The organism is Aquiluna sp. Uisw_065 (assembly GCF_047731275.1).
In the GTDB taxonomy this organism is placed as follows: Bacteria; Actinomycetota; Actinomycetes; order Actinomycetales; family Microbacteriaceae; genus Aquiluna.
Genome location: NZ_CP159836.1, coordinates 221,606 through 236,404, shown reverse-complemented (window position 1 = coordinate 236,404; position 14,799 = coordinate 221,606). Strand labels below are relative to the sequence as shown.

Here is a 14,799-nt window from a genome sequence, read left to right as displayed (position 1 = left end):
CTACCTAGTTTCTAGTCCGTCGTATAGAGGGAAAGCTTCGGTCAAAACTCGAACTCTGGCCTTCAGGGCAGGAAGATTAGCGCCTGGAATAAGAGCGTTCGCAATGATGTCAGCAACCTCTACGAACTCATCATCACCAAAGCCTCTAGTTGCTAGAGCCGCTGTTCCAATGCGAACTCCAGAGGTCACCATTGGCGGCCTAGGGTCGTTAGGAACTGAGTTCTTGTTAACTGTTACACCGGCCTCGTGAAGCAAGTCCTCGGCCATTTGACCGTCAACCACAGAATTCCTAAGGTCAACAAGCACCAAGTGAACATCGGTTCCGCCTGTCAATACCGCGATTCCAGCCCCGGTGACATCGGCTTGGTTCAACCTGTCAGCAATAATTCGCGCACCCGAAATCGTTCGCTCTTGGCGCTCTCGAAATTCTGGCTGCATGGCTGCCTTGAAGGCCACTGCCTTGCCGGCGATTACGTGCATCAACGGTCCACCCTGCTGTCCAGGGAACACCGCGGAGTCAATCTTCTTTGCCCACTCCTGCTTACAGAGGATTAGACCGGAGCGGGGGCCGCCAAGAGTCTTGTGAACGGTGGTAGAAACCACGTCCGCGAAAGGAACTGGGCTTGGGTGAACTCCTGCAGCAACAAGTCCTGCGAAGTGAGCCATGTCGACCCAAAGCTTTGCACCAACCTCATCGGCGATCGCCCTAAAGGCTGCAAAGTCTAGATGACGGGAGTAGGCGGACCATCCTGCGATCAAAACAGCCGGCTTTACCTCTATGGCGCGCTGACGGACGGTCTCCATGTCGACCATATGTGTCTCTGGGTCTAGCTCGTATGAGTGCCCCTCGTACATGCGCCCAGAAAAGTTCAGCTTCATACCGTGAGTCAAGTGACCACCGTGGGCAAGGTTGAGACCTAGAATACGATCCCCCGGATTTGCGAGGGCCATGAGAACAGCCGCATTGGCTGAAGCTCCAGAGTGTGGCTGAACGTTTGCGTGTTCGGCACCAAATAATTCTTTTGCACGCTCTCTAGCCAAATTTTCGGCGATGTCTACTGCTTCACAACCGCCGTAATAACGCTTGCCCGGATAACCCTCGGCGTACTTATTTGTTAGCACTGATCCTTGAGTTTCCAGAATCGCGGCGGACACGAAGTTCTCGCTCGCAATCATTTCCAAGGTGTGGCGCTGGCGATCAAGTTCTTGCTGCAAAACCGCGGCAATTTCAGGATCAACTTCGCTTAGCGGAGACATAAATTTCACTGATTTAGTAAGCATCTCTCAACTTTACCAGACTTATTTCAGTCAGGATGGTAGGCGCCAATAGTATTAGGGAATGCAATCTGTCAAAGAACATTGGGTTCTGACTTTTATCTGCCCAGACCGACCCGGCATAGTGCACGCAATCTCCGGAGCCGTGGTTGCAGCCGTTGGAAACATCACCGAGAGCCAGCAGTTCACCTCACAAGATACTGGCCGCTTTTTTATGCGGCTGCAGATCGAAGCCGACATAACAAAGGCAGATTTCGAAAAGCAATTTGAGAGCATCGCCGAGACTTTCCAGATGCAGTACGTGCTTGATCATGTAGGTAGGCCAATGCGCACTGTGGTTTTAGTTACTAAGGCCGATCATTGCCTAAATGACCTGCTCTACCGTCAGCGTGCTGGGCAAATAGCAATCGAAATCCCTAAAGTCTTCGGCAACTCCGATGAACTGGAAGAGCTCGCCAGTTTTTTCGGGGTCGATTTTGAATCTTGCCCAACTAAGAATCTCAGCGACAAGGCCGCTTTCGAGAAGCGATTGCGCCAAATTATTATTGAGCACGACATTGAACTTATTGTTCTGGCTCGTTACATGCAGATTCTTTCCGCCGAATTCTGTGCTGAATTTGCTGGAAAGATAATTAATATTCACCACTCTTTTTTGCCTGGATTTAAGGGTGCTAACCCTTACGCCCAAGCTCATGCTCGAGGTGTGAAGCTCATCGGTGCAACCGCCCACTTTGTGACCGAAGATCTCGATGAAGGTCCGATCATTGAACAAAACGTGACCCGAGTGGAACACGCGTCGACCAAGTCACACTTGGTGCAGATTGGTCAGGACGTTGAGTCCAAGACTCTTACCCAAGCCGTTCGATGGTTCGCGGAACATAGAGTGCTGCTTGATGGTCAACGCACCATCATCTTTCGATAACCAATAAAGGCCAGAATTGCGAACAGTGTGCCGCCTGCCAACCATGGTGAAATCTGGTTAACAAGATTCCGCCCCGCCGGCTTTTGGGTTCCTGATACCAACTCGGCGGCATACGCTGCCTGAGTAGGTACTGAGCTCGTGTCTAGTAAGTCTTCTTCCTCATTTGTCGCCTCGACTGGGCTCTCAAAATCTCCAGGCTCGAGCTCAGAAGTGACCCGTAAAGGCTTTGCCTGAATCTGCGGCGAGTCTCGTTCGATTGACTGAGTCGGAGTTGGGGTGACCGCCTCACTTTGCGATTCCCGATCAGCGGGAAGAGGCTCTTCATTTTCAATAAACTCTAGAATCTCTTCGACAGCGTCTGGGTCTTTCAGCTCTGGGGCTACCAACTCTGGGTCTACCAACTCTGGGTCCTCAACGGGTAACTCAATGTTATCCGGGAGCTCTGGTTCAAGTGGGGATGGGGCGGGTGCCGTAAGCGTTAGTTCGAGCACTGAGTCGCTAGCTGGGCCAGAGTTTCCAGCCGGATCGATCAAGGAAAAAGCAGGCAGCGTCCAGCTCATGCTCCCTGCGGCGCACCCTTCGTATTTGAAGGTTATTTCCCCTTTCGCGGATGTTGCAACTGGAAGACAGCTGATTTTATTGGAGAGAAACTCGACCGCCGCGTCCTCAATCAGGGAACCTTCATGTCGGAGCACAATTACTAAATCAAATTTGCCCTCTACCTCCGTAATTTCAGGTGCCAGCCAGTGCGATGTCGGAGCAATCGTGTCTCTCGTGAGTTCAAGAACGGCGGGTTCGGAGGGACCCAGGTTGCCCATTGGGTCACTCGCAACGTTTGACGCAAGAGTGACTGTGATGTCGCCCTCCTCGCAATCGTTGAGGCTTAGCCTTTCGTTCACCAGTACCACTGACGCACAACCGGTGACAAAAATGTCCTCCGAAGACAACCCTGAATGGATCTCGCTGCCAACAAAGTCAATTAGATAATCCTCGTCAATAGAAGAAATTCGAACAAAGGCGAATTCTGGGCCTTCCAAGTCAAGCTGAATCTCAAGCGTTGCGGTTACCTCATCAACTAGCAACGCGGCTGCTTCGGAAGCCAATACTGCTTGAAATGACGAGTCGACACAGCCCGTAATTCGAAAGACGTATGTAGATGCGTTTACCCCGGGTTCGCCCACCACGCAGGCAGCGTCCCGAACCTCTAGGTCAGTAGCCTTTGGGGTGAAACTACCCTCTACCTCCATGCTGATCAGAACATCGTCGCGACTTTGTTGGGTGCCGGTAAATCTAGTTATTTTCGATGGAACCTCGTAGCGAATAATCACCTGACCCGCTGCATTTTGGACCCCGGCTTGATGGCTGATATTTGTCACAAGCGACGGGTTTGCATATGAAGAACCGCCTCCTCCACCACCGGCATCAGCACAGCAAGAATCGTCGTCAGCTCCGCCGCCACCGCCACCGAACCAGCCGCCGCCGCCACCGCCGCCACCGGCGTTCCAGCTACTACCTCCAGTTCCACCAACTCCAAAACCACCCGGCTGTGAGGAGCTGCCGCCGTTAGATGCACCACCGGACCCCCCAGAGTTTTCACGACCGCCACCACCTCCGGTGCCTTGCCCGGAGCCACCGTTTTCGGCAACCAGATTTCCGCCGGCACCACCGGCAGCTCCGGCATAGCCGCCGGCACCACCGCCACCCCCTGCCACGACGATTCGCTCATTTATGTTGGCACCGGAGCGAATGTCACTGGCTCCCCCGCCAGAGCCCTCGTTGCCCCTCGACCCTCCAGCCCGACCGCCACCGTTGTATCCGCCGGGGGCCTCGGCATTAGTAATACCCGCACCGCCTACGAACACCCAGAACCCAGCTGGGGCGTCGATGAACTGGCCGGTTACCCGGCCGCCCATGCCACCTCTACCTCCTGCCGCGCCCCGGATTTCAAATGATATATTTTTTGCGTCATCGGGGACCGTAAAGTACTCTCCGCTGCCGGTGTATTCAAAGACCAGTTCGCAGATTCCAGCTGGACATTCTTCGGCTTGAGCCGGCACGGCTCCAAAAGCCAAAGATGAGAAAAAGATTAAAGCTATGAGTGATCCAAGTTTCATGACACACAAACTAAAACTCCCCACAGTTTCCTGCAGGGAGTTTTCCACAAGCCGCTAGCGGCCTGGGTGGTTTAGGCCATTTTTGACTGAAGGTTCTCGGCAAGCGATGCCATGAACTCGTCAGTTGACTGCCAAGGTTGTTCTTTACCAACCAATGCGGCCAAATCCTTTGTCATTTTGCCAGACTCAACCGTTTCGATAATTACATCCTCAAGAGTCTGCGCAAACTTTGCTACCTCAGGAGTGTCGTCCAACTTCGCGCGATGCATCAAGCCCCTTGTCCAGGCAAAGATAGAGGCAATTGGGTTGGTTGAGGTCTTATTGCCCTGCTGCCACTGTCGGTAATGACGCGTCACGGTTCCGTGAGCAGCCTCGGCCAGTGCCGTCTTACCGTCTGGAGTTGTTAGCACTGAGGTCATTAGACCCAAAGAGCCGAAGCCCTGAGCCACGGTGTCGGACTGAACATCACCGTCGTAGTTTTTGCACGCCCAAACATATCCACCCTCCCACTTCAAAGCAGCTGCAACCATGTCGTCAATTAGACGGTGCTCATAGGTTAGGCCGGCTTTTTCAAACCTGTCCTTGTACTCGGCGTTGAAGATCTCCTCAAAGGCGTCCTTGAATGCTCCGTCGTAGGCCTTCAGAATTGTGTTCTTAGTTGACATGTACACCGGGTAGTTACGAGCAAGGCCGTAGTTGAAGGAGGCTCTTGCAAAATCGCGTATGGAGTCCATGTAGTTATACATTCCCATGGCAACTCCACCGTTCTCCGGGAAGTCAGCGATGGTCATTACCTGAGGCTCTGAGCCGTCGGCAGGTGCCCAAGTCATGGTGACCCTACCCTTGCCAGGGATTTTGATGTCCGTGGCCTTGTACTGGTCACCGTGTGCATGACGACCAATGATGATTGGCTTAGTCCAGCCTGGTACTAGCCTCGGAACGTTAGAGATGATAATTGGCTCGCGAAATACAACACCATCGAGAATGTTACGAATGGTTCCATTCGGAGAACGCCACATTTTTTTCAAACCGAATTCGACAACTCGGTCTTCGTCCGGAGTAATTGTTGCGCACTTGACCCCAACGCCGTATTTCTTGATGGCGTTAGCCGCATCAATAGTGATTTGGTCGTCGGTTGCATCGCGATTCTCAACAGACAGATCGTAATACTCCAGGTCGATATCCAAATAAGGGAGAATCAGGTTGTCCTTGATGTCTTGCCAGATGATGCGAGTCATCTCATCGCCGTCTAGCTCAACAACTTTGCCAACAACACTGATTTTGTTCATTACTCTCCTGATTACCGCATGATTCGGGCCTAAATGACCTTTCTTAGCCTATCGGTTTCAGTCGATGGACCCTAAACCAATGAATCCTTCCAGGACTTGTAGAGCTTCGAGAATTTACCTCCCGAAGCGACCAGCTGTTCCGGTGAACCATCTTCAATAATTTTTCCGTGCTCCATTACCAAAACTCGATCCGCTATCGAAACCGTTGAGAGTCGATGCGCGATGATTACGGCTGTCCGACCTGCAAGCAGTGTCTTTAGTCCAAGCTGCACCATGGCCTCCGAGGGTATGTCCAAAGAGGAAGTTGCCTCATCGAGAATCAAAACCGCGGGGTCCGCCAGGAAGGCACGTGCGAAGGAGATCAACTGGCGCTGGCCGCTTGAAACTCTTCCGCCGCGCTTGTTCACATCCGTCTCGTAACCGTAGGGCAATTCCAGAATAAATTCGTGCGCGCCCACTGCCTTGGCCGCCTTCACTACATCGTCCATCGACGCGCCCGGGCGACCTAGCTGAATGTTCTCAGCTACGGACCCGGTAAATAGATAAGCCTCCTGCGTCACCATCACTACCTTTTGACGAAGGTTTACATTCGAAATGTCTCTTAGGTCGTAATCGTCGAGTCGAACAACGCCTTCGCTAGGGTCGTAGAACCTTGAGATGAGCTTCGCAAGAGTCGATTTACCAGCGCCCGTAGTCCCGACCATCGCGATTGTTTGACCGCCAGGAATATCCAAAGAGAACGGGTGCAGGACAATATCACCGGTGTTGTATTGGAACTTCACCTTGTCAAAAACTAGACCGCCCTTGATGTTTCTAAGCTCCACCGGGTTCTCAGGTTCTGGAACCGAAGGCTCCTCTTGCAAAACACCAGAAATCTTCTCCAGAGCAGCCGATGCCGACTGGTACGAGTTGTAAAAAATTGCTATCTGTTCCATCGGGTCAAAAAACCTTCTGGCGTAAAGAATTGCAGCCGTCAAAACTCCAATGCCCAACGTGCCGTCGAGGACCCGAAATCCACCCACGAGCAAGATGGCAGCCACAGTCGCGTTGCCGATTAAAATCAACGCTGGATCGTAGATTCCGAAAAGCTGAATTAGTTTGGCGTTCAATAGCCGGTACTTTTCCACTAGGCCACCAAAGTGCTTCTCATTGCGCTTTTCCTTGCGGAAAGCCTTGACGGCGCGGATACCCGTCATGGTCTCGACAAAGTTTTGAATCAAGGTGGAAGATGCAACCCGCTGCGCCCTAAAACCTCGGTTTGTGTTTATCTGGAACCACCGGGTCACAATCGCAAGCGGAATAACTGCGGCCATAAGGACAAGGAAGCTGATTGGGTCCAGTATCAAGAGTGCGCCGGCGGTGAAAACCATGAAGAAGATTCCAACCACCAGTTCGCCCAGGCCGCCGGATAGTAGCTCGGAAATCGACTCTAGGTCTGAGGTCTGCCTCGCGATTACTCTCCCGGCGGTATAGCGCTCATGGAATTCGACCGAAAGCTTTTGTGTGTGGATAAACATTCTGTTCCGCAATGCAAGCAGCATGGACTGAGCAATTTTCGCCGTGAGGATCATGAAGTAATAAACCATCAGTGCACTGAAAGCCGCAGCTCCCAGATAAAGCAGGATTAACATCCATAGGGGATAAAAGTCGTCTTCGATGGCCCTAGGAAGCGCCCAATCAATCGCGAACGCGATTAGGGCTGGGCCTGCAACTCTGAGCGTCGTGGAGATAAAAATCATCACTACGGCTAGCCAAAGTCTGGCTCGGAGCGGAAGCAATAACGAACCCAAGAGCGTTCTAGATCGCTTCCTGATGAACCTAGATTCGGTTTTGTTTAGGTCTGTTCTTTCTTCGTTATTGGTTCCGTAAAGACTCATACGTTCACCTCACGCTCTTTCTGGTCGGTGTCCAGAGAGGTAATGACGTGGCGATATTCAGGACTGGTGTCTAGAAGTTCACGGTGAGTACCGAAAGCAATAATTTTGCCATCTTGCATCAGAGCGACCTTGTCGGCGAGCATTACGGTCGAAGGTCGGTGAGCCACTATTAGGGCCGTAGTCGATTTCAGCACATGTCGAAGCGCGTCTTCGACCATCGCCTCTGTCTCCACATCGACAGCCGACAATGGATCATCCAAAACCAAAATCTGAGGCTTCGCCGCAACTGCTCTTGCCAAAGCCAATCGCTGGCGTTGACCGCCTGAAAGACTTAGACCTTCATCGCCAATCGGCGTGTCAAGGCCCTTCGGTAAATCGTAGGCAAACTGTGCTTGAGCAATCTCGAGAGCCTGCTTTAGATCATCCTCACTTTGATCTTTATTGCCCAAGAGCACGTTGTCGCGCACGCTCGATGAGAAAAGAGTGGCGTCCTCAAAGGCCATAGCGATGTTTGATCTAAGATCTGCTCGAGTCAAATCTCGAATGTCAACCCCATCGATAGTTATAGAGCCACCCGTTACCTCGTACAACCTTGTTGTTAGAGCAGTCAGAGTAGTCTTGCCACTTCCGGTGAGCCCAATGAGAGCTACCGATTGACCAGGCTCTATTCGAAGGCTGACACCATCGACCAAATCCCGATTTTTTGGGTCGGCATCGGGGTAATGAAAATGAACGTCATGAAACTCGAGCAAACCCTTGGGGTCTTTTATCGTCTTTCGGGAAACAGGATCGGAAATTAGATCCGGCTCATCCAGCACTTCAAAAATTCTCGTGGTGGCGGTTTTCGCCTCAAGTGTCATACCCAGCAGGAATCCAAGGGACTCTGTTGGCCAACGAAGGACCATGGCGGTTGCAACAAAAGCCACGAGTGTCCCAACGGTCATCTCGCCGTTAGCCGTAAACCAAATCCCAGCCAATAAAGCCAAGCCGAGGGCAAATTCAGGAATCATCATTAGGTAGAGCCAGATGTTTGCGACGGCTTTTGCCTTGCTAATTTCTGTTTTCTTAAGTTCCGAAGCCTGGTTTGCGAATTGTTCAGCTGCAAAACCTCCGCGGCCAAAAGCCTTTAAGACTCTGACGCCATGGACAGACTCTTCTACCCTTGTTGCAAGGTCTCCCGACTGATCCTGAGCGAGTCTGGCAATAGTGCCGAAACCGCGCTCGAAGCGGAATCCAATGAGCCAAATCGGGATAGACGCCACTGAAAAGATAAGGCCCAACCAGAAGTTGTATGTGAAGAGAATCAGCAGTCCAACCACGAGTGTTATGAAGTTAGCTATAAGTAACACAATTCCGAAGCTAAGCCAGCGCCTGATTAGGCCGAGGTCGGCAACCGCCCTGGAGAGCAACTGCCCCGATGGCCATCGATCATGAAATGCAACCGGCAAATCTTGGAGCTTGGCGAACAAGGTATTGCGCATGTCGGCCTCGACGAATGTTCCAGGTGTAAGAACCAGCCAACGCCTGAGAAGCACGAGGCCAGCCTCCAGAATCCCGAGCAAGAGAATGAAACCAACCGCCGGAAGTAGGGCGTCCTCACCGCCGTCGACCAGTGAGTTGACCAGTGACTGCAAGAACTGCGGGATTGAAAGAGCGATCATGTGGGCGCCAATTGCGGCGAGTATGCCAAGGCCTATGCGCCATAGTGCCCGCCTTGCAAATGGGACCAGACGACAAAGGGTTTTTATCGTCCCCAATTCAGCCTGTTGCATAATTCTCTCTGCTGTAATTTTGGCCAATCGGCCTTACTCGTAAACATTTGGTGCGCTGGGATTATTTCTAGTGGAAAAAATGTCTTTCGCCCGTGAAGTACATGCTAACGCCGGCTTCACTAGCAGCGGCGATCACTTCCTCGTCTCGAACGCTTCCACCCGGCTGCACAACTGCCGACACTCCGGCATCTATAAGCACCTGAAGGCCATCGGCGAATGGGAAAAATGCGTCCGACGCCGCGACCGAACCCACCACTCTTTCACCAGCCCTTGCGACCGCGAGCCTACAAGAATCCAGTCTGTTGACCTGACCCATACCAATCCCAACAGCGGCCTGATTCTTAGCTAGCAGGATTGCGTTAGATTTCACGGACCGGCAAGCAATCCATGCAAACTCTAAATCAAGCATCTGAGCGGCATCGACGCCCTTGCCGGCTACCAATTGCCAACTCTGAGTGTCCAGGCCTTCAAAGCCGTCTGAGTCCTGCACAAGCATGCCGCCCGATACCTGCCGAATATCTAGCGCGGCTCTGACATAAGAAGTCGAAAGCTCCAAAATTCTCAAGTTCTTTTTCTTTTTCAGTATTTCGAGAGCTGTCGGGCCGAACGAAGGCGCGATTATGACCTCTGTGAAGACTTCAACAACGGCTAGGGCCATTGCCTCGGTAACTTCGCTGTTGCTGGCAATCACACCTCCGAAGGCAGACACCGGATCAGTGTTATGTGCAGCCTGGTAAACGTTCGCCACATCTTCACCGGTGGCAATTCCACAAGGGTTAGCGTGCTTGATGATCGCAACCGCGGGGGCCTGAAAATCGAAGGCTGCCCTAAGAGCAGCATCCGCATCAACAAAGTTGTTGTAGCTCATCTGTTTGCCGGAATGCTGAATGGCCGTTGCCACACCAGAAGAGTCGGCGGACAAATAAAGAGCTGCCTGCTGATGAGAGTTCTCGCCATATCTCAAGTCTTGGTCTTTCGTGAGAGAAATGTTGATCGATTCTGAGGTCGTCTCTTCACCGAATTCGCGAGCCAGGAAGCTTGCGACGGCCGAGTCGTAGCCAGCAGTGTGAGCAAATGCTTGCTGAGCAAGTTGTTGCCGAAACTTTAGGCTCGTGCCACCGTCATCAAGCGCTTCGATCAAGAGCTGGTAGTTCTTTGGGTTGACGATTATTGCCACATTTGCGTGGTTTTTGGCGGCAGCCCGAACCATAGCGGGTCCGCCGATATCAATCTGCTCGATGGCCGCATCGCCGGTGGTTCCGCTAGAAACGGTTTCAACGAAAGGATAAAGGTTCACAACCACGAGCTGAAACGCTTCGATGTTTAGCTCTGCAAGCTCTTGATTATGCTTTTCAAGTCTTAGATCGGCGAGAATGCCGCCGTGGATAGCCGGGTGTAGCGTCTTTACCCGGCCGCCCAAGCTTTCAGGAAAGCCGGTGACTTCACTGACTTCTCTTACGTCCATACCAGCCAACGCGATTTGTTTAGCAGTGGAGCCGGTTGACACTAGTTGGACACCGGCCGCAGTCAGAGCCGTCGCTAGCTCAATCAAACCGGTCTTATCCGACACCGAAATCAACGCCCTTTTTATGGCCACTACATCAGGCACTTTGCTCCTTTTCGGCAAGCAAGAGCACTCCGGTTGCAATGTCTTGAACCACTTGAACTAGCTGCTCTCGTTCCATAAGTTTAATCTGATCATGCAAATCAATTTCTGAGATGCCAGGAGTGACAGCCATGCTGGCCTGAGTCAAAATCCTGCCAGTGTCCACCCCTTCATCGACGATGTGAATGGTTGCGCCAGTCACCGAGGCCCCAGCTGCTAAGGCGTCGGCAACGGCATGTGCGCCTGGAAAATCGGGTAACAACGATGGGTGCAGATTAATCATTCTTGGCGTGAGCTTGTTGACGATGTTTGCCGGCAGCACCTTCATGAATCCGGCTAGAACCACTAAATCCGGCTTGTGGAATTCTATATTTGAAAGCAAGACCTCCGCCCAGGCTTCACGACTTTCAAACCTTGAAGGTTCAACAACGAAAGTTGGAACCCCAAACTCCTCGGCGTGCTCTAGACCCGAAGCAGCCTTATCGGAACCAACCGCGACCACCTTAGCCGGGTAGAGCGGGCTGGCCGCCGCCGTCAAAAGCGCACGAAGATTTGAACCGCCACCTGAAATAATCACTACGACCGAGAACATTGCCTCAGTCTACTTTCGCTCGGAAGCGTCGCCGTATGGCTTAGCAATTACTAGAGCGGCTAAGAAGCTCGGCACTAAGACCTCAACAAACACCACCGCGGCGAACATAAGCGGATTGGCCCCAACGGTTTCAAACCGACCCGGGCCAAAGCTACCTGATGCCGCCTGGCTTACCAGGAAGACAGTGATAGCTGCGCTAGAGGCAGCAACCAATGAGATCGACAGAGCCCCGCTTAGTCTTGTGCCATATTCCCAGCGCAATTGATCCGCATGTCTGGCAACGAAAAACGTTGCCAAAAGTGCGGCCGCTACAGGAATCAAGACAAATATAAGACCTCGCTCAAACCCTCCGGTTGGTAACGCCGCAAACACTGGGAGCGCCGGAAGTGGCCCGAGCTCTGAGGCAAAAGGCGACACGTGGGAGCCAGTTCCGATTGCAAATCCTGCACCGGAAATCCAAGATGCTCCATAGACAATTAGGTTTGGCAGAATTGCCAACTGACCAATAGTCACCATGACTCCACCTAAAATACTGAGCCCCAGACCTTGGTAAAGTCCTATCACTTGAACCCAACCGAAACCTAAACCAAGAGCAATCAGAGCCGAGCTTGAAAAAATCAAAACTGCCACAACCGACAACCCGACTCTGACACCCGGATTTAGTGCGGTTCGAATTGACCAGTGCAACTTCGCGTATGCGCTAGCAAAAAGTCTTCTGACCCAGATGCGCTCCCTGGCCTCTGGACCATTGGCGCCCTCGAACAGCTCAAATCTTCGACCGATCACGGAAGACGCAATCAGTATTAATCCAAAAAATATTGCCGGGTAATAAAGCGGTTCCCAGGTGCCCGCAATCACCGAATCGTCTGCCACCAGTAATGAGGCGCCGTAGCTGATTCCACCAAAAGCCAGCGAACCACCTAGCCAGGCTGGCCAAAGCGAAGCGGCGGCCGATAGTCGATGACCGATTCTGATTGCCATGAGAACGATCAGGCCGGTTAGCCCCAGTGGCAGTGCTGTGAGGAAGAAGGCCCCAAAACTGATACCGAGGATCTCACCGTCTGCGAAGCCAATGGGAACTCCGCATGCTAACAAGAAAGCGTAAACAGCCACCCTGAGCGCCAAGACCCATTCAACTTGTCCATTGCCCTCGATAAACCAGGCAAGTGTGAGAGGAGCAATTATCAGCCCCACCACAGTGGCAATGATGATCAAAGCCTGCAGAGCGGCTATTGCAAAACTAAGCCCCCGGTTCACGGCTGGCGCTATAGGTTGGCGATAATGTCGCGCATCAAGGTGGCGGTCTCCGATGGCGTCTTGCCAACCTTGACACCTACTGCTTCGAACGCCTCTTTTTTGCCTTGGGCCGTTCCAGCGGAGCCAGAAACAATCGCGCCCGCGTGTCCCATGGTCTTGCCCTCTGGGGCGGTAAATCCTGCCACGTAGGCAACAACCGGCTTGGTGACGTGCTTAGAGATGTACTCCGCTGCCTTCTCTTCGCTGTCGCCGCCAATTTCACCGATCAAAACAATCGCCTTGGTCTCTGGGTCATTCTCAAATGCCTCTAGAGCATCGATGTGAGTGGTCCCAATAACAGGGTCTCCGCCAATACCGATTCCGGTGGTGAAGCCAATGTCTCTTAGCTCAAACATCATCTGGTAGGTGAGAGTTCCGGACTTAGAAACCAAACCAATCGGTCCCTTACCAGTGATGTTCCAAGGGGTGATTCCAGCATTTGACTCACCAGGACTAATGATTCCAGGACAATTTGGGCCAATGAGTCTGGTCTTTAGTCCCTTTTCGACGTTGTATGCCCAAGCCGAAGCTGAGTCGTGAACTGGGATTCCCTCCGTGATAGCTACTGCGAGTGGAATCTCGGCATCTATCGCTTCGACGATTGCCTGCTTCGCAAAAGCCGGCGGCACGAAAATAACAGAAACGTTTGCCCCGGTTGCCGTCATTGCCTCTGCGACACTGCCGAAAACCGGAAGGGACTTGCCCTCGACTTCGACAGTTTCGCCGGCCTTGCGAGGATTTACTCCGCCAACGATGTTTGATCCACCAGCCAGCATGCGCTGGGTGTGCTTCATGCCTTCAGCACCAGTCATGCCCTGAACGATGATTTTAGAATCTGAGTTTAGAAAGATTGCCATTTTTTAGCCCCTTAGCCGTTCGCAAGTTCAGCGGCGGTATTAGCCCCACCATCCATGGTGTCCGCAAGTGCCACTAGCGGGTGGTTGAATTCCTTCAAAATGGTGCGGCCTTCTTCAACGTTGTTTCCGTCGAGCCTTACAACTAGCGGCTTAGAGGCCCTGGCGCCAAGAGTATTGAGGGCTCCAACGATGCCGTTAGCAACGGCGTCACACGCCGTGATGCCGCCAAAGACGTTCACAAACACGCTTTTGACCTGTGGGTCGTTCAGAATTACATCCAGACCAGCGGCCATTACCTCTGCGGAGGCTCCGCCGCCGATATCCAAGAAGTTGGCGGGCTTCACTCCGCCGTTTGCCTCTCCGGCGTAAGCTACGACGTCCAGCGTGGACATAACAAGTCCGGCACCGTTTCCGATGATCCCCACTTCGCCGTCTAGCTTGACGTAGTTCAGATCCATCGCCTTAGCTTTGGCTTCCAGTGGGTCGAGCGCATCGCGCTCCATGTCATCGCGTTCGTGACGGAAATCCGAGTTTTCATCGAGGGTGATTTTGCCGTCGAGAGCAAGAATTTGGCCGTCTTCGGTAAGAACAAGCGGGTTTACCTCAACCAAGGTCGCATCTTCTTTTACGAAAACGTCATAGAGCTTGAGGATTACATCACTCACTGAGTCAATGAGTTCTTCTGGGAACCTGCCGGCCATCGCAATTTCCATGGCCAAAGCCTTGTCTATGCCGGTAACAGCGGAGACCGGAATCTTTGCCAAAGCGTCTGGGCGTTCAACGGCAAGCTGCTCGATCTCCATGCCGCCCTCAACAGAACAAAGTGACAAGAAGGTTCGGTTTGAGCGATCCAGAAGCACTGAGAAGTAAAACTCCTGAGCGATCTTGGCGCCCTCCGCAATCATTAGGCGCTTTACAACATGGCCTTTGATGTCGAGTCCAAGAATTTCTTCGGCTTTTTGCCGGGCCTCGGCTGGGCTGTGAGCCACTTTTACACCGCCGGCCTTGCCGCGCCCTCCAGTTTTTACCTGGGCTTTAACAACGACAGTGCCGCCAATAGCGGTAGCTGCTGCCTCCGCTTCTTCAGGTGTGTCTGCAATTCGACCCTGTAAAACCGGAACTCCGTGTTTTTCAAAAAGGTCGCGGGCTTGATATTCAAATAGATCCACTTTGGTCTTTCAGTTTTTTTAGCCGACGTT

At 52.5% G+C, this 14,799-nt stretch carries 11 protein-coding genes; 1 reads left to right on the top strand and 10 read right to left on the bottom strand.

Annotation, left to right across the window (positions count from 1 at the left end):
* Positions 1 to 1,281, bottom strand: a complete 1,281-nt coding sequence (gene glyA, locus ABXT50_RS01190) for a serine hydroxymethyltransferase (protein ID WP_415274358.1) — start codon at positions 1,279 to 1,281, stop codon at positions 1 to 3.
* A gap of 58 nt (positions 1,282 to 1,339) precedes the next feature.
* Between glyA and purU the strand changes: the two genes are divergently transcribed.
* Positions 1,340 to 2,197: a formyltetrahydrofolate deformylase gene (gene purU, locus ABXT50_RS01185; protein ID WP_415274357.1), complete on the top strand. Its 858-nt coding sequence runs from the start codon at positions 1,340 to 1,342 to the stop codon at positions 2,195 to 2,197.
* On the opposite strand, the gene ABXT50_RS01180 is transcribed toward purU, so the two are convergent.
* The 9 genes from ABXT50_RS01180 to sucC all read right to left on the bottom strand — a co-directional run bounded on the left by ABXT50_RS01180 (position 2,173) and on the right by sucC (position 14,769).
* Entirely contained in the window at positions 2,173 to 4,311 is a 2,139-nt protein-coding gene (locus tag ABXT50_RS01180; protein WP_415274356.1) for a glycine-rich protein, read from the bottom strand. The genes purU and ABXT50_RS01180 overlap by 25 nt on opposite strands.
* Positions 4,312 to 4,382: 71 nt before the next feature.
* Positions 4,383 to 5,600, bottom strand: a complete 1,218-nt coding sequence (locus ABXT50_RS01175) for an NADP-dependent isocitrate dehydrogenase (protein ID WP_415274355.1) — start codon at positions 5,598 to 5,600, stop codon at positions 4,383 to 4,385.
* Between the two features lie 71 nt (positions 5,601 to 5,671).
* Complete coding sequence (locus ABXT50_RS01170; RefSeq protein WP_415274354.1) at positions 5,672 to 7,477, bottom strand: ABC transporter ATP-binding protein; 1,806 nt, start codon at positions 7,475 to 7,477, stop codon at positions 5,672 to 5,674.
* Positions 7,474 to 9,249 carry an ABC transporter ATP-binding protein gene (locus ABXT50_RS01165; RefSeq protein WP_415274783.1) on the bottom strand — a complete coding sequence of 592 codons (1,776 nt, stop codon included), beginning with the start codon at positions 9,247 to 9,249 and terminating at the stop codon, positions 7,474 to 7,476. Before ABXT50_RS01165 ends, ABXT50_RS01170 begins: the two co-directional genes overlap by 4 nt.
* 67 nt (positions 9,250 to 9,316) lie before the next feature.
* On the bottom strand, positions 9,317 to 10,858 hold the full coding sequence (gene purH, locus ABXT50_RS01160; protein WP_415274353.1) for a bifunctional phosphoribosylaminoimidazolecarboxamide formyltransferase/IMP cyclohydrolase: 1,542 nt from the start codon (positions 10,856 to 10,858) through the stop codon (positions 9,317 to 9,319).
* Complete coding sequence (gene purN, locus ABXT50_RS01155; protein ID WP_415274352.1) at positions 10,851 to 11,447, bottom strand: phosphoribosylglycinamide formyltransferase; 597 nt, start codon at positions 11,445 to 11,447, stop codon at positions 10,851 to 10,853. The genes purH and purN overlap by 8 nt, the downstream gene beginning before the upstream one ends.
* 9 nt (positions 11,448 to 11,456) lie before the next feature.
* Positions 11,457 to 12,704, bottom strand: coding sequence for a DUF6350 family protein (locus ABXT50_RS01150; RefSeq protein WP_415274351.1), 1,248 nt, complete (start codon positions 12,702 to 12,704; stop codon positions 11,457 to 11,459).
* An 8-nt stretch (positions 12,705 to 12,712) separates the two neighbouring features.
* Positions 12,713 to 13,600, bottom strand: a complete 888-nt coding sequence (sucD, locus tag ABXT50_RS01145; protein ID WP_415274350.1) for a succinate--CoA ligase subunit alpha — start codon at positions 13,598 to 13,600, stop codon at positions 12,713 to 12,715.
* An 11-nt stretch (positions 13,601 to 13,611) separates the two neighbouring features.
* Positions 13,612 to 14,769 carry an ADP-forming succinate--CoA ligase subunit beta gene (gene sucC, locus ABXT50_RS01140; protein ID WP_415274349.1) on the bottom strand — a complete coding sequence of 386 codons (1,158 nt, stop codon included), beginning with the start codon at positions 14,767 to 14,769 and terminating at the stop codon, positions 13,612 to 13,614.
* Positions 14,770 to 14,799: the final 30 nt, after the last annotated feature.